We start from the raw sequence: 21,851 nt of genomic DNA, 5'->3' as shown, positions 1-21,851 counted from the left end.
GGTCGTCCGGACATCGTCTCACACGCCCGCCCGGTGAAGCCGGAGGCTCCACACGTCTGAGCGAAGCCGATTTCCGCATCGCGAAGCGATCAGTCGGACATCGTATGACGCATGAGGGCGGGTGATCGGACGACCTGCCATTCGAGATGGGTCATATCAACGGCTCAGGACGCTGACGCATCAGGCGGTAGACCCGTCTCGAATGTGCGATGCTAAGCAGACTTGCGTTGGCAGGTCAACGCTTCGTCCGCTTATTTTCTTATTTGATCGCAGATTTTTGCCGCCTAACCGGTGACCACTTCGGCGACATCTGCTTAGAGCGCTTCACGATTGCGCTGCAATCGCGAAGCTTCTCTAGCTCTTTGATTGTGCCGCATTTTCTGCGACCAACCGGTATCCACTTGGTCGGAAAATGCTCTAAGCCAGAGGCTTGCGAAACTCCGAGAGCGGAACCGGAGGCCGTCATCGACGGTCGTTGGTATCAATCGTGCGTCGGCATCTTGGGCCGTTGACATGATCGATGCGCTCGGCGACGGGCGGCTGGCGTTGCTGCGGCCGCTGCCGGCCTGGCCGCGGTTCGGGAAGGGCACGGCCCGGCGGGTCGAGGAGGTGCTGGCGATGGCTGCCGAGCCGGTCGTGTCCGCGGCGTGGACGACGTGTCCGACCTGCGGCAAACCCACCGCAGCCTGATCAAACTCCCGGGATCCCTGGGACGTTCGCCTATGCCGGCCGGGTTGGCCGTCTCCATCACCCCACCATCACGACACGACCATGAAGGCCGTGAAGGCCGTCCAGATCACAACCGCTTCCCGCGGCTTGCTCATCGTCCTCGGAGGCGCCCTCGTCGCGCAATGTGGCGCAGCCGAACACCAACGCGTGTCGCATGAGTCGCGCGACTGCGAACGAATTTCAGCTTGAGTTCGCTCCAAGGACTCGCAAACTAACAGATCAATGCCGCGAGGAGCGCGATCAAGGTCCGACATGTGGCCGATGCGGGGGAGGTTTGGATGGCGGTCTATCGGGTGCTGAACCAGCTTGTGCTGCCGGAGGACGAGTTTAGAGTGGCCGGAGCCTCGATCTTGGAGACGATCGACTCCCTGGATAATGGTCCGGAGGGCATGGATGACGACATGACGGAATGGGTGCCGGTCGGGCGTGGCTTGCCGTTGACCGTCATGATTCGGCATGTCTATACCGGGCGGTTTCCCGAGACGGGGTTCTTTTCCTCGACAGGGCGTGACATTGCCGTGGTCTCCGGCGTCAAGGACTACGATATTTTTGCTGCGTCCGCTCGGGCGCTGAACTTTATCGCGACGGAGACCGCGCCGCACGCCCACCTCGACGGTCCGGATGCGTTCTCGCAGGGCACAGCGCTCGTGACCTACTCGCCCGCGGTGCTGACGAGTTCGGTCACCGTCTCGGTGGAACTGGCGGTGTCCACCTTCCCGCAGAGCTTCCTGTCGTCGCTGTCGGCGGCGTTCGGCAGCCTCGCCGGGCTTCCCATCCTGATGCCCTATGCAGGCTACCTGCTCGGGGCTGGGCAGGTCATGCGGATTGCTGGCGATATCGGGCATGCTCTGTTCGATGGGCCCGTCTTCGGCCTGACCGACCGGCTGGAATTCGAGATCGCCGGCGCGCGCAGGCCGAGGGCCGATTTCCGCATCCTGGCGCCCGCCACGCTGCGCGCCGAGCGCTACGAGTACCGCGACGCGCCGTCCGGCCGCGGCCTCTTCGACAAGGAGACGCATCGGCCCTACGCCGGCAACGAGCCCTACATCGTGCTCAGCCTCGACGGACGCGAGAGGCCGGAATTGAAGGACTTCGCCCCGACGGTGGCGAGCGCCGCGGTGCTCCAGCGGTTCTTCCAGGTCAAGGACGGCCAGCAGGCGGCGGTGGACGCCGTGGTCGAGGGCCTGCGTCTCGTCTCCGACCTGAAGTACCGTGCCCGTGCGGACGAACTGAAGAAGCAGATGGCGGCGGTCGGGGACGATGCGGCCCGCAAGAAGAAGATCGTTGACGAACTCGCCGCCGTCACGAAGAACATCCAGCAGCCGGAGCTGCGCCCCTGAGTCGTCCACTGTGAGCGCGTCGTCATGAGTCCGCCGCTGCCGCCCCCGCCGCTCAGCGGCTCGGACATGGGGCGCCTCGGCGGCCTCCTGGCGAGCGTCCTGAGTGAGAAGGAGGTCAAGCAGATCGTCTATGCATCGACGGGCGATCGGCTCCGCACCGCATTCACCGAATCTGCCAAGCCGCTGCAAGAGACGATCGTCGATCTCCTCGTCGCGCTGGAGCGGGAGGGCCTCACCTTCCTCTTCCTCGCCGGCGTCTATCGAGAGCGCCCCGACCGGCACGACGTCAGGGCCGAAATCGCCCGCGTCTACCCCGGCGTCGCCGCGATGGCGGATCAGGCAGGGCCGGCATTGTCGCTTCAGCTCGCGGGCGGCGCCGTCCCGTCCTCCCCCGCCAGCACCCTCATCCCGGGGTTGCAACGCAACATCCGCCCCAACCTCGCGAAGCTCGACGCCCGGCTCTGGGTCGAACGCCTCCTGGCGCTGGAGGGCCAGGTCTGCCGGGTCGATATCGACGGCAATGCCGCCGGCACCGGCTTCCTCGTCGGTCCGGACGTCGTGCTCACCAACTGGCACGTGGTCGCCAAAGTCAAACGGGCGGCGATTCCGACGCGGGTCACCTGCCTGTTCGATTACGCGCTGCTGGAGAGCGGCGCCCGGGGCGGCGAGCGGGTCGGTCTGCATGCGGACGGGTGCGTCGACGATCGACCCTACGCCCCGGCTGAGGTGACCGCCGACCCGGCCTCGCCGCCTCCGGCGGCGGACGAACTCGACTATGCCCTCATCCGGCTCGCGCGGCCGGTGGGGGCGCCGACGGCGACCGGCCCCGGCCGGGGCTGGATCGCGCTGCCCGCGGCACCGGTGCCGCTCGACCCTCAGGCTCCGCTCCTGATCCTCCAGCATCCCGACGGTGCCCCCTTGAAGCTCGCGCTCGACACCGAGTCCGTGATCGGCGCGAACGCCAATGGAACCCGCATCCGGTACCGCACCAACACCGATCCGGGCTCGTCCGGCTCCCCCTGCTTCAGCATGGATTGGGATCTCGCGGCGCTGCATCATTTCGGCGATCCGGCCTGGGTCAAGCCGGTATTCAACCAGGGCGTGCCGGCCGACCTGATCCGGGCCAGCATCGAGGCGCGAGGCCATGGCCACCGCCTGCGCCGACCCGATGGGCGAGGCGAGCCCGGCCGGGGGCTGATTCCGGCAGACCTGCGCCAGCCTCTGGCGCAAGCCGTCGGCGAGACCTTCGACTACGGGCAACTCACGCTGATCCTCGCGAAGGGCGAAGGGCGGCGGGTCATGCCGACCGGCGTGGGTCCCGACGATCCGCCGGTCGCGGTGGCGCGGGCCGTCCTGGAGGAGGAGGAGCGGCGCGGCAGCACGCGGGAGTTCCTTCGCCTGGTGCTCGACGAGCGACCCCGCAACGACGTCCTGCGCAACCTGGTGGGGCGGCTCGATCCGACCCTGGTCTCTGCGCCCACGCAGACGAAGGACGTCGTCGACCGTGTGGTCTCCGATCTCAGGACGACGCGACGCACGCTCCGCGATCCGAGGGTTCGGCAGGTTGTGGAGGCGGTCCGCGAGGCGCTGGAGGGCTGTGCCGACGGCGTCGCGCACCTCTCGATCTACAAGACCCTCCACGACATCCTGCACCAGATCCAGGTGCGCTACCTGTCGGGGCTCCAAGCGACGCCTTCGCCGCGACAGATGGGTGAGGCAGACTGGGAGCAGCTACGCGACATCCAGATGGCGCTCCAGACCTCGGTCCTCGACGCTCTCGAAGAGGTGCGCAAGTTTCCACCCGGTCACGCCGCCGGCGCGACCGAACTGCGTTGGGCGGAGAAGCTCAATGAGGCGGCGCAACGCCTGGAGCGGGCGATCGACGCCCGGGATTCGGATCCCAGGGCCGCCGCCGACGCCTGGACCGCACGCGCGCTCATCAAGACGGTGTTCGAGCGGGAGCCGTCGCGGCTCAACGGGCTCATCCTCTCCGTCGTGGCAGAACTCCCCCTCGATGCGCTCGTCAGCGCGTTCGAGGCCGGATCGGGGGCGGAGAACGGCGCCTCACGGCCGGCGGCGCTGGTGGCAGCCTCCACCTCGCTCGCCACCTTGCGCGCCCGCATCCGTGCCAGCGTCAACGAGCACAATCTCTGGCAGGCGGCGGATGACGGACTTCAACTCCTCGAGCGCGGCCTCTTGCTCTCCGACCCAGAGCTCGCCGAGGCGTTTGCCGTCTCCTGGCCCGCCGCGAAAGCCCCGATCCGGCTGCTTTCCGACGGTTCCTCCGGCGCACGCTGGGCGGTCTCGCTCCGCGCGCTGAGCGACCGCATCGACGACGAACTCGCCCGTCTCGACGGCGTCGCCGCCGGCGCTCCGAGCACGACCGCCGATCTGCGCCGTCTCTTCCGGGAGCTGATGGGCAAGGTCCGCGTGCAGTTCTACCTCGTCGACCACCAGCTCAAGATGGACTGCGCCGAGATCGTGAAGATGGGAGCGCCGATGCAGGATCTCTTCGCGGAGACCGCCCCTTCCGAGGAGACGGTCGGATGAGCAGTGCTCCCGTACCCCCGCGGGCCAGCGGCTCAACAGGAGACGTCCTAACGGTGGCCGAGGCGCTTCCCTCGGTCGTCGCCTCCTCCGGCACGCTCTCCCCCGCGGCTCCGACCGCCGGCTTCGCACGCTACGAGGACCTCGCTCGCGCGCACCGGGAGCGCCTCGGCCAGTGCCGGGCGATGGACGACGCGGCCGTGGACGCCTTCGTGTCCGCGGTGCGCGGCACCGGGGCGCGGCTTGCGGATCCGGACGAGCGGGCGCGCGCCCAGGGAATCCTCGACTTCTGGGTGGCCGAGCTGATCGGCCGGGGCGGCGTCGATATGCGGGCCTGGGTCTCCGAACCGCTCGCCCCGTTCGACGAGTCGGAAACGCCCGCGGCGATCGCGCCTCCGCCCGAGCCGCCCGCCGGGGCCGCATCCCAGGATGCCCCCTCGGCCGCCCGGGCGTCTCGCGAAGCGGTGCGCTGGCCCCTGCCGCCGCTGGTGAACGGCGCGCTCGCGGTCAGCAGCGTGCCAGGATGGCTCGGCACGGTCCTGGGCGTGGCCGGCGGCATTCTGCAAGACGCGAGGGCGAATCCCTCCGCCGCCGCCGACGACGCTGCGGCCACCCCGACCTCCGCCGCCCGCGAGCGCATCCGTCTCGCGGCCGTGGCCCGGCAGTGGCGCGGGACGGGAGCCGAGGGCTACCTCCTCAACGGACGGGCCCTCGCCGACGCCGAGCGCTTCGCCGACGACCCGGACATCGGGGCCCTGGTGCGCGCGAGCCGCCGCGCCGTCGAGCGGCGCGACCGTCTCCGGCGCTGGCTCGTCGGAACCGCCGGGGCGGCTCTGGTCGGCGCGGTGGTGGTCCTGATCGTCCAGAACCGGGCGAAGGACGTGGCGCTGGAGCAGCGCGACCGTGCCTTGACGGACCTGGAGGCTCAGAAGAGCCTCGCGGAACGCCGAGGGAGCCTGGCAGAAACGAATGCCGCCGCGGAGGCGGCGGCCCGCCAGGCCGCCGAGAGCGCCAGGGCCAGCGCCCTCGATCGCCTGCGTCAGCTCGAGAGTCGCCAAGTTCAGCTCGACGCGGCCATCGCCCTGATCCGCCGCGAGAGGGCGGCCGGCCGGCTCGACGCCGCGGCCGTGCCGCCGTCGCTCGTCCCCCTCGTCGAGGCCGGGCCCAAGCCGTCGAGCGCCGGGCTTCCTCACTCCGAGAGCCGGCTCCTGTCCGGCTATCGTGCCGATTTCCTGGGCACCACCGTCCCGATTCCCGCCGCAGCCGCTTCGGGGCCGGTGCTCCCCTACGCGAACTTCACCGTCGTGCTCGACGCGGCCCGCCGCGTCGGGAGGATTGCGGCGGTCAACATCGACCGGCAGGGCCTGCGGGTCCTGCCCGATGCGGGCGCGAGGGCGCTCGTGACCGACCCGCGCGTGCCCGCCGCGCAGCAGCCGGACCCCGCCTGGTTCGACGGGGCCGGGCGCGTGGCCATCGGACGCCTCGTCTCCGGTGCGGAGATCGCCTGGGGACCGGTGGCGGAAGGCCAAGCCGACATGGCCGCCAGCCACGTGACCGGCATGGTGGAGGCGCTGCCGAACGCGGCGGTGCAGCTCGCGCCGTTCCGCAACGGCCCATGGTCCGGACTGACCGGCTGGCTCCTGACCCGGTTCGCGCCGGATTCCACGCGGGTCACGGTGTTCGGCGGCCCCGTGCTGCGCGGCGACGACCCGCGCGTGGACGGCGTCGCGGTGCCCCGTGCCTACTGGAAGGTCGTCGCGGGTCGGGATCTCGACGGCACCCTCGTGGTCGATGCGTTCCTGCTGCCGCAATTTGTCGATGGCAGCGATGCACCGGTCCAGGGAGGCGCGTTCGACCCGGACCGTTATCGCGCCCCGGTCGCGCGGCTGGAGGCGGCGACGGGGCTGGATTTCGGCGACGAGATCCGGGCTGCCGGCCCGAAGGACACGCCGCGGGCTGCCCCGGCGACCGATGCGGGCGACCGCCTCGTGGCGAAGATCGGCCAAATCGACGCGACGACGAAGGGCCAGCGCACCGCCGTGACGCAGGAACTGGTCTCTGCCCTTCGCGACGGCGCGCTGCCGGCCCCCGACCAGCGCGTCGTGGCGGCGTCTCTCGTCTCGATGGCCGGCGACGACGTGATGCCGCGCCTGGCGCGGAACGGGCGCTACAACCTGCTGTTCGCCCTCTCGGAGATTCCGGCCGCCCTGTGGAACCGGCCCGACTGGCTGGACCTCAAGGCGCAGGCAAGGCACGCCGTCGCCGCCCTGGAGGCGCGGGTGCAGGCGGGAACGCTCGACCTCGGACCCGACATGAGGGAGTTTCTCGATACGCTGAAGGCGCGGCTGGATTGGCGGGCCGCGCAGGGCATCACCGTCTACCTCCAGTTCGCCGGGATGACCCGCGAGGCGGCCGTCGCCGTCGGCCAAGGTCTCAGGTCGCTCGGCTGGGCGGTGCCCGGCGAGGAGCGGACTTCGGCGGCGGCGCGGCGCAACGAGATCCGCTACGGCGATCCGGCCGACGCGGATGCGGCCCGGCTGCTCGCCGCGGATCTGCGCGCAGAGGGGCTCGCCCAGGTCACCGCGGTCAAGCGCCATCCCGGCATCAAGACCCACATCCTGGAGATCTGGATCAGTCAGTAGGCGGCGTGGAGCCGGGAGCGAGCCTCGCGCAGCAGCAGCAGCCTCGGCATGACTCCTTCGGCGTCAGATCCCGCAAGCCTGGGCGATGGCGGCCGCAACCCGCGGGTCGCGCAGATACCCTTCGATCGCGTGTGCGTCGCCCGGGACGTTCTCAATGTCGAGGATGTTGTCGATTCCTTCCGCGAAATTGAGGCCGTCGAGCCCACGGCCGAGTGCGATGAAGTCGTCCGGGTCGACGGCGTTCAGCCAGCGGCCGACGCCGCGCGGCACCGCGAAGGCCGGGCCGAGCGCCGCCTGCACCGCCATCAGCGGCAGCGGCGAGCCGAGCGTGACGTAGAGGGGAACGTCGAGCGCCCGGTTCTCGAGAGCGAGCTGCCGCAGGAGCTTGAAGGTCACGACGGTGCCCAGGGAGTGGCCGACGACGATAGCGGGGCCGGCATCGAGGATCGGGCGGACGATCGCGTCGACGGCCGCGCCGGCGGCCGGCCGCTTCAAATAGGCATAAGCCTGGGGCAGGAGCCGCATGACCACCGAGCCGTGGAGCGGCGAAGCCCTCTCCAGCACGCGCACGAGGGCGTTGATGCGCCGGTTCATGGGAAAGCCTTCCTCGACGGCCTCGCCGGGCACCCGCCGTTCCTCCGCGGCGATCATGGCCGCGGTGGCGCCGGCGGCCTGCGCCTGCTCGGTCAGGGCCGCGGCGAGGAAGCCGGCCTCGCCGGTATCCGTCTGGCCGCCGGGGCCCTGCGCAACGGCCCCGCCCGCATGGCCGTCGCTGAGAGCGGCGAGCCGGTCGCCGTAGAACGGGACGAGCACCTCGGCCTGCCCGAGCGGCCGTCCGAGCCCGGCGGCGAGATGGCCGAGCCACGCATCCTTGAGCACCGCCTCGCCGGCGCCCTGCTGGTTGATGCCATGGACGAGAATCAGCCGCATGTCACAGTCTCCCGACGATCGCCCTGAGCTGCCTGCCGCCTTCGGCCGACAGGGTGGTGAACGGAAACGGCCGGACGTGCTCCGCCACGCGGACGAGGGCGTCCGGAACGAGCGGTGAGGGGGCTTCGTCCTCCAGCAGGGTCCAGCCCTGCCGCAGCCAGGGGAACGCGCCCGCCACCGGCGCCGACATCTCGCCGGTCTCGCCATGCGTCCAGGGTCGGATGCGCTCCGCTGCGGAGCGGGGGGCCCGTGAGCGGGTGGCGGGGATCGTCACGGACAGCAAGCCGTCCGCATCCCGGGCCGCCGGCATCCGACCGAGGACGGCGATGTCGAACGGGATCGGGAGACCGTGGCGGGCCATGGACCAGGCCGTGCGGTGCACGCTCTCGGCGTCGCCCTGCGTGTCATACAGGTAGGCAGCCAGCACGCTCCGCACGGGATCGCTCTCCTTGTCGTCGCGCAGCCGCGCCGCGAGACCGTAGGCGGCCGGGGCGGTCAGCGCGCCGGCGCGCAGCCATGCCACCGCCGTCTCGGTCTCGCGCGCGGCGTCGGGCCGATGCACCGGACGATAGATCAGGCTCGCGACGCCACCGTCGGCGACCGTGAAGGCGCCGATGAAGCCGGGGAGGGCCGCCGCACCGCACCAGGTCCCGTCGTCGAGTTCGATCAGCAGCGGCAGCGGCGCCATCAGGCGCCCCAGGCGCCACCAGGGATTCCCGTCCATGCCAGCGTCCCCGGGTTCGGCGCGCCACCAGCGCCGCCCGCCCTGGTCCGCCGCGGATCCATGCCGCCCGAGCACCGCCCCCTGCGCCGCCGCGCCGTCGAGGGAGAAGCCGCTGCCGGTCTCGAAGCCGGTCGGACGCGCGGATTCGTGCCGGTAGGCCATCCTGAACGACCTGATGCGCGCAGCGCTGCGGGAGCGGGCGGTCCGGTCCGCGCCGCCAATGCCGTCCCGGATCGGCCCGGGCCCGCGATCCCGGGGCGGCCGCCCGCCGGAGATCGCCTCGTCCATCCCTTCAAGGCCGCGGAGGAGGTCCGCCACATCCCGGCTGGCCGCCCTGTCATGGCGGCCGGTGGCGTCCCTCGTCGACCAGCCGCGTTCGGCGCCCCGCGCGGCGCGCTCGCTTCCCATCGCGCCGACCGCGGCCGCGGTCGGCCAGGGTCGCAGGGACGGCGGCGGCACCGGTCGCGCCGCGAGATAGACGTCGTCCGGCTCGCGGAAACCGCTGACGACGTGCGGCTCGAGCTTGACCAGATACTGCACCGCCCGCAGCGGCACCTCGCGCTCGAGGAACCCGGCAAGGCTGACGCTGGTGATGCAGCCCCGCCGGGCGTCGAAAGCCTCCTCGCGGGCGCCCGACAGCGCCTCCTCCAGCACCCCGCTGAAGATGCAGCGGTCGTCCTCGGGACGCGCGCCGAGCACCATGTACGAGGCGTGGTACGGCGAGGAGGCTTGCAGCAGGTCGAGGCGCGGCTCGGTCGGATCGAACGGGCCGCGTCCCAGCACCGCGTCGGCGACGAGGTCGGCGCTGTCGGCATCGGCCGGGAGGGACCGGCAGGCATCGCCGACGATGGTGAGGCGGCGGACCGCGTAGCGGCTCAGGCGGCGGCGCAGCGCGTTGATCGAGATGGCGCGCTGGTCCGCATGCCAGGCCGAGGGCAGCCAGAGGTCCTCGCCCGCGCCGCGCGAGAGCCCGTGGCCGCCGAAATAGACGAGAAGCCAGTCGACGCCCTGGCGCCCCGACAGCAATCGCTCGAACGCCGCGCGCAGTTCGGTGCATCCGACCGGCTTTTCCTCGTCGGTCAGCACCTCCGTGCGGGTGCCGAGGGACTGCGCCCACGTCCCGAACGCCCGGGCGCCGTTCGCCGCCCCGCGCAGGAATTCCAGCGGCGGTGCGTCGGAGACCCCAATAGCCAAGCATCGCATGTCGGGCATGAGCGCAGTCTATAGCACGACCGAAGTCATGGCCAGTGGGATTTGGATTGCCGGGCATGATGGATGGATGTCGAGGCGATCCGAATCGCTTGACGTATCGGCTTTTTTCATTCATACCAGCGGAATTCAATCAAAAAGTCGTAGATCGTCACAATCATTCTGTGGAATATCCCTCGATATGGTTGTGATCCTGGTCGTCATGCGGGGATTTTGTGATGGTGCAAGCGCACACATACACCCGTGTCATGTCAGGTGCAAAATCGAAGCCCGGTCATGAATCGACGAAAGCGGCCCTAAACACAGCGGGGGCGGCACTCGGGGACTTGGTGTCACGCCGTGAGTCCATCGAGAGATTGCGGGCTGAACTGGACTATGCGGAGCAGATCACGAAGCGGCCGGTCGATCGCGACGCCGCCGAGCGCCTGATCAAGCAGGCCGATTCGGCTCTGGCGCGGGTCGAGAATGACGGCGACGCCGCTATCCTCAGCCCCGGTCAGGTGTCCGGCTTCGAGGCGGTCATCAAGACGGACGGATCGCGGCCCGTCCTGTTCGTGATCGACGGCTTCATCGACCTGAACCAGCCGTCGGTCGGGGATTTCGGGCCGCGTCTCTCGGTCCAGAAGGAGGGGATCCAGGCGGTCTGCGCCGCGGTCGGGCGGGTCGACGACCCCAGCGCCCGCCCTCTCGGCTACCAGGGCACCGGCTTCATGGTCGGTCAGGACGTGGTGATGACCAACCGGCACGTCCTCCACGCCGTCTCGCGCAAGCGCGACGGCCTGGTCGTCCGGGACGAGCGCGGCGTGCCGGTGCTCAAGGACGGGATTGCGGTCGATTTCCATCAGGAGGTCGGCCCGGCGCGGACCGACCGGCGCTTCCCGGTCGCCCGGGTGCTGTTCGAGGGCGCGGCCGGCGCTCTCCGCTACCGCAATGCCGACGGGCTGAACTTCGACACCCTCGACATGGCCCTGCTCCAGCTCGGCCCGGTGCCGGGGCAGAGGATGCCGGAGCCGCTCGGGTCGACGCCGCGGGCGGGGGTTCCCCTGGCCGCCCTGTCGTCGCAGGGCCAGAGCGTTCACCTCGTCGGTTTCCCGGGCAACGCGCAGTCGACGACGCCCGATCTGTTCTCGAAACTGTTCGCCGGGGTGAAGGGGTTCAAGCGCCTGGCGCCCGGCGAGATCATGGAGGGACCCGGCGGTCTGCCGGCAGGCAGCGATCCCCGCCGTTGGATCCTCACGCACGATTGCAGCACCCTGGGCGGCAATTCCGGCTCCGCCGTGGTCAATCTCGACTCCGACGGGCGCACGACGCTCGGCCTGCATTTCGCGGGCTATCACGAGCGGCGCAACTGGGCCCATTCCTTCCTGACCATCGGCCCTCAGGTCGACGAGATCCTGGCCGGCCGCGCCCGGAGCCCGGGATGACCGTCAGCCCGGCATTGACCGCCGGCACCCATCCGGCCCTAGGCAGATTTCGCCGAAGTGGTCACCGGTTCGGCGATAAAAATCTGCGACAAAACAAGAATCTAAGCGGGCGAAGTGGTGGCCTGTCCACGCAAGCCTGCTTAGGCGAGGATCGGCCGGACGCCGCCGAGGGGCAGCGCGACCGCAGGCTGGAGACCCTCGCGGGGCGCGTGACCGGCCCATGGCCCGTGTTGATTGCCGTATGGGACGAGCTGCGCGCGCATCACCCCATCCACCTGCGCGCCGACACAGGCGCGAACGATCAGATCGGCTTCCTCTTCGAGGCCATGGCCGTCGCCGAGCGGTTTAATCGGCTGCGCCGCTTCGCTCTCGAGTTGATCAAGAAGGATCTCGTGGCTCCCGGATTCGACAGGGCCGTCGCGCGCTATATGGCCCGCCGAGCCTTGGCGGACCGAGCCTTGGCGGACCGAGCCTTGGCGGACCGAGCCTTGGCGGACCGAGCCTTCTTGGACCGCATCCCGGCCCGTCGAGGCGACGCCAAGCTGCACCGCGACAAGAACAATGCGTTCCAGTCCGTCAGCGCCGTCCTGGCCGGCGGCTACGCCGAGGCGGGTCGGCGTCCCGCAGGTCCGGTTCGACACATTCGTCGAAGACGTCGCGGCGCTGGCGCAAGCCCGGCTCAATCCCGATGGCCCTCGGCCCTCCTCGTCCGGAATGCCGGGCCCGGATGTCCGGAAAGGCTCGCTCGCGGGCCGGACCGACACCTCGGCGATCCTGATCACTGGTCGGCGGCTTTTGCGAAGCTGCTCGGCCCCTCGCTCGTGCTCGATCCCAACCGCCTCGCCGCGCGCAAGGGCGTCGCGATCCTGCGCGGCGAGAATCCCGAGTTGAGCATCGCCCTGCGATCGATCCTGCTCGCCTGCGACGGCCAAGCACTGGACGAGGCGCTCGGTCCGGCTCTTGCCGGTGCCGTCGCGTGGCGGCCTGGCGACCTGGAGGATCCCGATCTGGCGATGGGCCTTCGCCGTCGGCGGCGCGAAACGATCGCCAAGGCGGTCGAGTATGCCGACCGCTGCGGCGCGCTCGGACGCCTGATCGCCGGGCTCGACGGCGTGCTGCGCACCCATCCCGATGGCATGGATGTCGGGCCGGCCTTCGCGCGGTGGGACAAGGCGAACTGGCGGCTCGTGAAGGGCATCGGCACGGCGGCGTAGCGTGGCACCGACGGGGAGGCAGCGATGGGCGAAGACGTTTTCGAGGGCGCGCTCGAGGGCGCGACGGTCAGGAAGGACGCTCCCTTCACGATCGACGAACTCCGGCGCCGCAAGGGGCACGCGCCGGACTTCCTGGACGCCGACGTCGCCCTGCCTCTTCCCGAGGCCGGGGCCGGGGAGGTCTGGCTGAACTACACCCACTTCTCCATCCTGATGGATCCGGCGCGCCGGCAGCCCCGCCTGACGATCGTGGACATCGATGGGGCCCGATGGGTCCACGTCAAACGCCGCAGGCCCGACGTCTGGTCCCGCGATCCGCGGCTCGCGCCCGAGCAGCAGCCCGAGAGGCGCTTCTTCGACAAGCCCGACCCCCAATTCGACCCGCGGAAGAACCACTTCGCCTTCGGGCACATGGTGCGGCGCCAGGACCCGAACTGGCACGACGACGACGATCCCGGCGCGGCCGAGCGCTCGGAACTCGAGACGTTCTTCATCACCAATGCCTCGCCGCAGGCCGAGACCCTGAATACCGGCCCCTGGAACGTGCTGGAAGACATCGTTCTCGACGACCTGAAGACCACGCTGAAGATCCGTGCGGTGGTGCTCACCGGGCCGGTCTTCCGCGAGGACGATCCGCTCCTCCACGGCGTGTTCCCGATCCCGGCAGAATACTGGAAGCTGGTCGCCTGGAAGGGGCCGGGCGGGCGGCTGTCGACGGTGGCCTGGCGCCAGACGCAGCCCGCCGGAGTGATGCCGGCCGACCTCGAATCCGCGCAGGTGCCCTTCGACGGCAAGGCGGGGACGGCCTGGCTCGTGCCCGTCGACGAGATCGCGGAACTCTCCGGCCTCGATCTCGGCGTTTATGCCGCCGCCGACACCTACCGGCAACGCAGGGGCATGCAGGAGTCGATGGACGGCGTCGTTCCCGCGCTCATGCTCCCGACCCGCGCCTCCGACCTGCTGCTGATCGGCGCGGCGGAGCCGCCCGCCGCCGTGGAGGAGACCGTCGAGGTCGCGCGGGAGGACGAGCCAGCGTCCGATGACGATGGTGGCCTCGCCGCGGCCCTCGCGGACCGGGAGGCCGAGGAGAGCCTCGCGGACGACCCGGAGGTCGCGGCTTTCCTCGAGAGCCTGGGCAGCGGCGCCGCGGACCACGTCTCGCAGCCGGCCTACGACCTGATCGTGCAGCACGAGACGGGCGGTCGGGCCTACTACGAGAAGAAGTACAAGAGCCGGCCGGTCTGGCCCAAAGGGCAATCCGGCATCACCATCGGGTTCGGCTACGACCTCGGCTATGTCGGGAAGGCCGAGTTCGACCGTGACTGGGCGGCTTTGCCCGCCGCCGACCGGGCGGCGCTTGCCGTCACGATCGGCCGCCACGGCGGCAATGCGAGCCCGGCCGCCATGCAGGCGCTCCTCGCTGCCGTTCAGCATGTCGTGGTCGGCTGGGCGGTGTCGGAGGCGGTGTTTCGCGCGGCGACCCTGCCGAAATTCGCCGGCCTCACCGACCGCCGGCTCGACAATTGCGACCTGCTCGGCGGCGATTCCTTCGGCGCCCTGGTCTCTCTGACCTTCAACCGCGGCGCGAGCTACGCCAAGGCCGGGGACCGTTACACCGAAATGAACCGCATTCGCGAGGCCATGACGGCTCGCCGCTTCGAGCGCATCCCCGGCCTGATCCTGGCGATGCGGCGGATCTGGAAGGGGACGGCGATTCAGGCGGAGATGGACCGCCGCCGCGCGAACGAGGCCGCCCTGTTCAAGGCCGGCCTGCCACAGGGCGGTGTCGAGGAGCTCGTCTCGCCGCAGGTCGTCGGGATGGCGCCCGGTTTCGAAGACATGGGGCGGGAGCCGGGCGGCACGGCCGCGCCGGCCGTCCGACGGGCTGTCCCGGCCGGCGCAGAGACCTGGGAGGGGGCTGGCGACGAGGACGTCTTCGTCGACGTCACCGAGGACGATGCCGCCGACGATGCGGCGTCCACGGAGGCCAGCCTGGAGCGGGCCGTGGCGGAAGACCGGCCGCGCTGGGCACCGGACGCTCTCTCGCCCGATTATGCCCATCTCGACGAACGCGCCGAGGGGGCGACCTTCACATTGGAGGCGGCGGACCTCGAACTGCTTGCCGAACTCAACGCATTTCCCCTCGATCCCGCCAAGGCCCGGCCGGTCCTGTTCGGGCTCAGGGGCTGCGGTCTCGTAAAGGACCATGCCGCAGCCGGTGGCCGGCCGGTCCTGCGGGACCAGAGGCCCGATCACCACACCCCGCGCTGCGTCCTTGGCGCCTGGGACCGGGCCGCCGGCACCGTCGCCGTCTTCCCGGGTTCCACCGTTCCGGACCGTCGGGCCGTTCGACTCTGGAAGACGAGTCGCAAGGCTGGGAACCTGCTTGCGACCGGCCTTTACGGCTACGTCGTCGGCGCCCATGCGACCCTGCGCAGGGACGGCACGCTGAACGCCCGACCCGGCTGCTTCCTGCTTCGGGAGACCGCCTCCAGAAAGCGGGTCGTCGTGGTCCGACGCAGCAGCGACGACCTGCAATACCAGCTCACGGACATGGTCGACCGGACGGCCCCGGGCGACAACATCCATCCGACCTTCTTTACCACGCAGACGGACTTCTCCTCCCTCGGCTGCCAGGTCGTGGTGGGCAGCACAGATTCCGGCGGCAACCACAAGGGTCCGTGGGCGGCCTTCCGGACGGCCGCAGGCCAGTCGGGCGCCGGCGGGACCCCAGGCCAGCGCTTCCAATACATGCTGCTGACCGGCGCCGAGGCGGCGATCGCGTCCGAGCTGCGCCGAACCGGCCGGTTGGCGGAGCCGGCCGCGCGGGACAAGCTGCGCCGGCTCCGCTTCGGCTCGAGCGGCGAGGCGGTTCGCCGGCTCCAGGCTCGGCTCGGACTTCCATCCCCCGATGGGACGCTCGGCGCGATGACCGCGGAGGCGCTGCACGGTTTCCAGCGCACCCTCCCGCCCAAGCGGCGCTCCGATGGAATCTGGAGCCCCGCGCTCGACGCAGTCCTCGGCTGGGACGTCTTCTAAGCAGACTTCGCAAAAGTGGTTGCCGGTTTTGCGACGAAAATCCGCGTCAAAACAAGAATCTAAGCGGACGAAGCGTTGGCCTGCCAACGCAGGTCTGCTTAGCCACGCCGCAGACCCGATGGGCGGAGACCGTCGCTCGGCCAACCTCGAAGACCACGCCTCGATTCGTCTCGACCAGGTCGCGCCGACGCCCGACCCGACCCTGGCCGAGGTGAGGGGGCGTCTCCCCGGCGTGGGAGCAAGACCTCGCTCGGCGCCTTCGCGCGCCGGCTCACGCGGCACGGCCTGAGACCAACGGTCGTCGAAACGACCGTTGGTACGACAGCTCTGCCATGGCGTCGTCCACCCGGGCGGCGCGGGAATCACCCACACCATCGAAGTCCGGGATCGACAACCGGTGAAAAGGCCGGATGGTGCCGACACCGTCTCACGAGCCCGCGCGGGCGCGCCACGGGCGCCCCATGCCGGACCGCCAACGATCGAAGGGCGCGACACGGCGATTTTCACTCGCCGGCCCGGACCGTCGCGGTTACCGTCCGCCGCGCGTGAGCCTTGCCCCGCCTGGACGTCCGAGCCTCGACAGTCATGACCGAACACCACGGCGCTGCGCCCGACGATGCGCGCGCGCGCGACTTCCTGGACGCCTGCATGGGGGTCATCGGGCGCGACCATGTCAGGTCGGCGGCGCAATCCGCCGACTGGCGTCGGCTGACCTTCCCGTGGCCGGGGCGGGCCCTGGCGGTCCTGCGCCCGGGCAGCGCCGAGGAGGCATTGGCCTGCCTCAGCCTGGCGGGCGCGTTCGGCTGCCCGCTGCATCCGGTGAGCCGGGGACGGGCCTGGGGGCTCGGCTCGCGCGCGCCGGTCAGCGATGCGGTGATGCTCGACCTGTCGCGCCTCGACCGCATCCTCGACATCGATCTCCTGCATGGCTCGGTCCGCGTCGAGCCGGGGGTCACCTTTCGGCAGCTCCACGCCGCCCTCCGGGCGCGGGAGGCCGGCTGGCACGTTCCGGCCTTCGGCGGACCGCCGGATGCCAGCGTGCTGGCCAATGCCCTCGACCGGGGGGAGGGGACGGGCCTGTTCGGCGACCGGTTCGGGCAGCTCTGGGACCTCGACGTGGCGCTGACCACCGGCGAGCGCCTGCGCACCGGCTTCGGCCGCTTCGAGGCCGACCGCGTCGCGGCGATCCATGGCCGGCCGGCCGGCCCGTTGATCGAGGGGCTGTTCAGCCAGTCCTCGTTCGGCTGCGTGCTGTCGGGGCGGCTCGGGCTGGCGCCGAACACCCCGCATGCCGGCTACATCACCTGCGAGATCGGCCCGCCCGAGCGGCTGCCCGCCTTCGTGGAGGTTCTGCGCGGGCTGGTGCGGGACCAGGTGATCGACAGCCACGACGCCTTCCTGTGGGACGGCGCCAAGCAGGTCGCCTCGGTGACGATCGCCCGGGAGGCCCCGCCGGAGGCTACGAGCCCCCAGGCCCTCGGCGCCTGGGCGGCGACGCTCACGGTGCGGGCGGCGCACGAGATGCTCTCCGACGCCAAGCGGGCGATCGCGATCCAGGCCCTGCTGCCGGTCTCGGATTCGGTCGGCCTCGACGATCCCGACGCGGCGACGCCGCGCCATCACTCGGGCCTGTACGGCCACAGCGACGGGGCGAACCTGACGAGCTGCTACTGGGCCAAGCCCTCGCTCCCCGCCGGCGCCCTCGATCCCGACCGGGACCGGTGTGGCTTCGTTTGGCTCTGCCCGGTCCTGCCCTTCGAGGGCGGGGCCCTTCAACGCCTGGCGGCCATCACGGGAGAGGTCGCGGACCGATTCGGCACCTTCGTGATGAGCGGGGCCGAGGCGGTGAGTGTCCGGGCCCTGTTCGGCTACGTCTCCCTGGCCTGGGACCGGGACGAGCCGGGGGCGGACGAGCGGGCAATGCGGGGCCGCGATGCCCTCGCGGCGGCCTTTGCCGCGGAGGGGTTCCACGGCTACCGGCTCGCCCATCCTGGCATCGCCGCCCACGGGCACACGCGCGGCGATTGGGGGGCGGTGGTGGAGCGGCTACGCCGTGCGCTCGATCCCGGCCTCGTCCTCGGGCCGGGCCGGGTGGCTCGTCCGGAAGGCGATGCGGACGGTTGAGCCGGCCCGCTCCGGGCCGGTCTGGTCTCAGTGCCCTACCACTTCTTGAACGCCTTCTTCACCGACTTCACGGCCTTGTTCGCCTCGGAGGCGGCCTTGTCGGCGGCGGCTTTCGCGGCGGAGGCAGCCTTGTCGGCGGCGGCCTTCGCGTCGGCGGCGGCCTTGTCGGCGGCGGCCTTCGCCTCGGCGGCGGCCTTGTCGGCAGCGGCCTTCGCGTCGGCAGCGGCCTTGTCGGCGGCGACCTTCGCCTCGGCGGCGGCCTTGTCGGCGGCGGCTTTGGTGTCAGCGGCGGCCTTGTCGGCAGCGGCCTTGGTGTCAGCAGCGGCCTTGTCGGCCGTGGTGTTGACCTCCCCGGCGACCTTCGTGCCGGCATCCGCGACCTTCACGGTCGCATCCGTCACGCCCGGAGCCGCCGCCTTCACCGCCTGCCCGCCGAGCTTGATCTCCGGGTTGAGGTCGACGCTGCCGCCCACGTCGAACTTGACGCCGACCAGCGCCGCCACGTCGCCGCTCACGCCGACCGAGATCTGGCCGTGGTCGTAGCCCGCATTGGCGGCGCCGCCCGCTCCGGCGATCTCGCCCACCGTGCCGCCCACGCCGGCCTGGGCCGAGCCGACGTTCTTGATGCTTGCGCCCTCGCTGACGCTGGCGTCGATCCCGTAGCCCGTATAGGCGTCGCCGCCCGCCGCGGCGCCGTAGGCGCCGTTGCCGTGCTGGATCTCGACGCTGCCGGAGGCGGTCGTTCCGGCCTTCACGGTCACCTCGGCGCCGACCGTGTAGGAGGCACCACCCGCGCTCAAGGAGCCGGAGGCGGTGGCGGTGGCCTCCATGCTGGCGCCGACGCTCGCCGAGGCGCCGGTGTCGTTCGCGGTGTGATGGACCTCGGCGCTGCCCCCCGCCGTCACGGTGACCGATCCGCCGACCGATCCGCTGGCCGGGCCGGCCGAACCATGGACCTCGCCGCCGGCGCTCGCGGAGTAGCCGGCATTGACGCCGTACTGGCCGCCGCCAGACGTGACACCGGCCCCGGCCTCGGCCGAGGCCCCGCCGGAGGCGCCGCCGCTGACCTTGATGGCCTGGCCGCCGACCGAGACCTGGGCCGAGCCTTCGGCACTGTCGGCCACCGCCGCCATGGCCATGACCGAGCCGCTGCCCTGTTCGGCCTTGGCCTGTGCCGCGCCGCCGGCCACGCGCCTCAGCACGTCGCCGTTGATCGCATCGTCGAACTGAGCCAGCTTCCGCGCCTGATTCCGAGCCATGTCCTTGTCCCCGCCCCCTGCGTTCCTGATGAGGAGACATTACGGCACGGAGATTATTCATACCCTAAGGCAACCAGTTACCGAGCGCTTAAAGAAAAGATCGAGATTGATGAAATCTTGCCGCTGACCGCGCGGTCCAGCCAGGGCTGAAATCGACATCCAATGCAACAGCGCCGCCGAACGGATCCGTTCGGCGGCGCCTCTCTCGCTCGACCATCACTCTTGGGGAGTACCCGGGCCTCCAAAGGTCGGTGGTGATGGTGAACCTGTCCGCGACTTGTGCAAGAAGTCGGAGTCGCAACGGATCATCTGGGTTGCGGCCTGGGATGTCCGGCCGCGTCCTGTCCGCCAGAATCCGTCACCCCTCGATCAGGTCACGCTGGAGCCGCCGGAGATGGTCGCGGACGGGGTTGCCCGCTCGCCCCGCCCGGCCTTCGGCGGCCAGGAAGTCGCTCAGCACGCCGTCCGCTTCGGCCAGTTCCGCGAAGGTGCCGCAGGCCGCCACCCGGCCGTCGTGCAGCACGTAGATCCGGTCGCAGGCCCGCACCGTGTCGAGGCGGTGCGCGACGGTGACGACCGCCGCCGCGAGGCGGTCGATCGAGGCCGCCACATGGGCCTCGGCGGCGGGATCCAGCGCGCTCGTCGCCTCGTCCAGCACCACGAGGCGGGGCCGGTGGGCGATGGCGCGGGCCACCAGCACCCGCTGGATCTGGCCGCCGGACAGGACCGGCTCGGCATCGCCGATCGGCGTCGAGAGGCCGAGCGGCAGGGCGCGGACATCCTCCTCCAGGGCGGCGGCGCGCAGGGCGTCCCACGCCTCGTCCTCGGTCAGGGGCAGGCCGGCGCTGACATTCTCGAACAGGGTGCCGGGCAGGAGCCGGCCCGACTGGCCGACGATGCCGATCTGGCGCCGGATCGCCGCCGCATCGAGGAGCGACAGGTCGACACCGTCATACTTCACGGTCCCGGATTCGAGGGTTTCGAGGCCGAGCAGCACCTTGAGCAGGGTGGTCTTGCCCGAGCCCGAGGCGCCGACGATGCCGACATGCTCCCCCGGCGCGATCCGCAGCGACACGCCGTTCAGGATCGGCCGGGCCCCGGGGGCGCGGCGCACCACCGCATCGGCGATCTCGACGGTGCCGGTGATGCGCTCGGGCCGGGCGCCGGTCCGCTCGGGCGCCGGCACGCCGTCGAGGAGCGCCTGGATCATCCGCTTCTGGAGGCCGAGCATGCTCGCCTGCAACAGGGCGTGGACCAGGCTGACGGCGACGCCGGTCACGGTCATCAGGGCGGTGGCGAAGACCACCCCGTCCTGGGCCGGCAGGTCCTTGTGCAGCAGCAGGGTCGCGGCGACGCCAATGGTGATCAGCAGGGCTTCGAGGCCCGATTCGAGGGCGTGCAGGGTGCTGCCGAGGCGGTCGGAGGCGAGGAAGCGCTCCTTGAGGCCGAGGAAGCTCTCGGCGAAGAGGCGCAGGAAGCGCAATTCCGCGCCCATTGCCCGCACGGTCTCGACCTGGGACAGGGCCTCGTGGGAGAGCGAGATCCAGCTCGTCGGCGAGCACGGACCGGAGAACAGCGTGGCGACCTGCCGGCGCGCGATCCAGCTCGCGAGGGCCACCGCCGCGACCATGCAGGTCAGGCAGAGGGCGCCGGCCAGTGGCGCCGTCCGCATCAGCAGGCCGAGGCTCGGCAGGGCGACCAGGAAGCCCCCCGCCACGGTCAGGCCGATCTTCCAGGTGCTGCGGTGCCAGGTCTCGACGCAATGGGTGATCAGCGTCGCGGCAGCGGGGGGCGGCACCTTGCCGGGAGGCTGGATGCGGGCGTAGCGGATGATCCGGTCGATCGCCGCGGTGCGCAGCATCAGGCCGGTGCGGCCGTCGAGGCGCAGCTGGCTCACCCCGGCAGCGAGCCGCGTCACCATCGTGGCGAGGACCAGCCCGAGCAGCATCATGGCGACATGGTTGAGCAGGCCGAAATCGCGGCCCGGGATCACGATGTCGGTGACGGCGAAATTGGCGAGCGGCAGCAGCGACAGGATCAGCCCGGACAGGAACGTCATCGCCGCGAAGGCGGCGAGGTCGCGGGTCTTGGTGCGCAGCCCGTAGGCGAGGAGGTCGCGGGCGGTGATCCGCCGATCGGGCAGGGCCGGGCTCAGCACCCAGCCGCGGCGCAAGCCCATGTCCCCGGCGGGCGCGCGCCGGGGCCGGCCGGGGCTCAGCCCGTCGACGATCCGCCAGGCCGAGCCGGACGGGATCAGGGCGAGCGGCGCCCCGTCCTCCGGGCGCTCGGCGATCAGCGGCAGGGCGTGCCGGCGCGGCCAGCCGGGTTCGAGCACCACCGCGCGGGCGATGAGGCCCGTGGCGCGGGCGACGCGGGGCACCGCCTCCTCCAGGCTCTCGTCGGGGCCGCGGGCCGCGCCGGCATCGGGCTTGATGCCGAACACCGCCGCCACGGCGCGGATCGCGGCGTTGAGCGGCGCCTCGGAGGCCGCGAACCCGCCGCCGATGGCGGGATCGAGCATCGTCTCGACCCGGCCCAGCACCGCCTCGATCGCGGCATTGTCGGGATCGGCCTGCGGGGAGGCGGGTTCGCGTTCGGCGGCGGTGGCAGCGCGCGACATCAGGCGACATCCAGCAGGGGAGCGGGCGCCGGGCTCCCGGCGCCCGCTCC

Annotated in this window: 12 protein-coding genes; 8 read left to right on the top strand and 4 right to left on the bottom strand. The window is 71.1% G+C overall.

Going from position 1 to position 21,851, the window contains the following annotated elements; genetic code table 11:
* The first annotated feature begins 513 nt into the window (after window positions 1–513).
* The 4 genes from VP06_RS36585 (at window position 514) to VP06_RS23420 (ending at window position 7,258) form a co-directional block, all read left to right on the top strand.
* Window positions 514–690, top strand: a complete 177-nt coding sequence (locus VP06_RS36585) for a hypothetical protein (RefSeq protein WP_156295737.1) — start codon at window positions 514–516, stop codon at window positions 688–690.
* Between the two features lie 293 nt (window positions 691–983).
* A complete protein-coding gene (locus tag VP06_RS23430; RefSeq protein ID WP_197093270.1) occupies window positions 984–2,069 on the top strand; it encodes a hypothetical protein in 1,086 nt (361 codons plus the stop codon).
* A gap of 24 nt (window positions 2,070–2,093) precedes the next feature.
* Window positions 2,094–4,619, top strand: coding sequence for a trypsin-like serine peptidase (locus tag VP06_RS33875; RefSeq protein ID WP_053082004.1), 2,526 nt, complete (start codon window positions 2,094–2,096; stop codon window positions 4,617–4,619).
* 53 nt (window positions 4,620–4,672) lie between these two features.
* The gene (locus VP06_RS23420) at window positions 4,673–7,258 is read left to right on the top strand and encodes a DNA/RNA non-specific endonuclease (RefSeq protein ID WP_048466208.1); all 2,586 of its coding nucleotides are present in this window, start codon (window positions 4,673–4,675) and stop codon (window positions 7,256–7,258) included.
* A gap of 63 nt (window positions 7,259–7,321) precedes the next feature.
* Here the strand turns inward: VP06_RS23420 and VP06_RS23415 are convergent, their stop codons facing one another.
* Both VP06_RS23415 and VP06_RS23410 read right to left on the bottom strand, forming a co-directional pair.
* A complete protein-coding gene (locus VP06_RS23415; RefSeq protein WP_048466207.1) occupies window positions 7,322–8,188 on the bottom strand; it encodes a hypothetical protein in 867 nt (288 codons plus the stop codon).
* A 1-nt stretch (window position 8,189) separates the two neighbouring features.
* Entirely contained in the window at window positions 8,190–10,106 is a 1,917-nt protein-coding gene (locus tag VP06_RS23410) for a caspase family protein (RefSeq protein ID WP_048466206.1), read from the bottom strand.
* Window positions 10,107–10,477: 371 nt separating this feature from the next.
* On the opposite strand from VP06_RS23410, the gene VP06_RS23405 reads away from it, so the two are divergent.
* The 4 genes from VP06_RS23405 to VP06_RS23385 all read left to right on the top strand — a co-directional run bounded on the left by VP06_RS23405 (window position 10,478) and on the right by VP06_RS23385 (window position 17,922).
* Window positions 10,478–11,545, top strand: coding sequence for a trypsin-like serine peptidase (locus tag VP06_RS23405; RefSeq protein ID WP_048466205.1), 1,068 nt, complete (start codon window positions 10,478–10,480; stop codon window positions 11,543–11,545).
* Entirely contained in the window at window positions 11,542–12,759 is a 1,218-nt protein-coding gene (locus VP06_RS36580) for a hypothetical protein (RefSeq protein WP_156295734.1), read from the top strand. The genes VP06_RS23405 and VP06_RS36580 overlap by 4 nt, the downstream gene beginning before the upstream one ends.
* A gap of 24 nt (window positions 12,760–12,783) precedes the next feature.
* Entirely contained in the window at window positions 12,784–15,798 is a 3,015-nt protein-coding gene (locus VP06_RS33870) for a DNA/RNA non-specific endonuclease (protein WP_053082003.1), read from the top strand.
* 585 nt (window positions 15,799–16,383) lie between these two features.
* A complete protein-coding gene (locus VP06_RS23385) occupies window positions 16,384–17,922 on the top strand; it encodes an FAD-binding oxidoreductase (protein ID WP_048466202.1) in 1,539 nt (512 codons plus the stop codon).
* A gap of 35 nt (window positions 17,923–17,957) precedes the next feature.
* Here VP06_RS23385 and VP06_RS37340 read toward each other — a convergent pair whose 3' ends face one another.
* The gene (locus VP06_RS37340) at window positions 17,958–19,181 is read right to left on the bottom strand and encodes a hypothetical protein (RefSeq protein ID WP_048466201.1); all 1,224 of its coding nucleotides are present in this window, start codon (window positions 19,179–19,181) and stop codon (window positions 17,958–17,960) included.
* 358 nt (window positions 19,182–19,539) lie between these two features.
* Complete coding sequence (locus VP06_RS23375) at window positions 19,540–21,801, bottom strand: ATP-binding cassette domain-containing protein (protein WP_048466200.1); 2,262 nt, start codon at window positions 21,799–21,801, stop codon at window positions 19,540–19,542.
* Window positions 21,802–21,851: the final 50 nt, after the last annotated feature.

The organism is Methylobacterium aquaticum (assembly GCF_001043915.1).
GTDB lineage: Bacteria > Pseudomonadota > Alphaproteobacteria > Rhizobiales > Beijerinckiaceae > Methylobacterium > Methylobacterium aquaticum.
The sequence above is the reverse complement of the archived record's forward strand: the minus strand, read 5'-3'. Positions and strand labels throughout refer to the sequence as shown.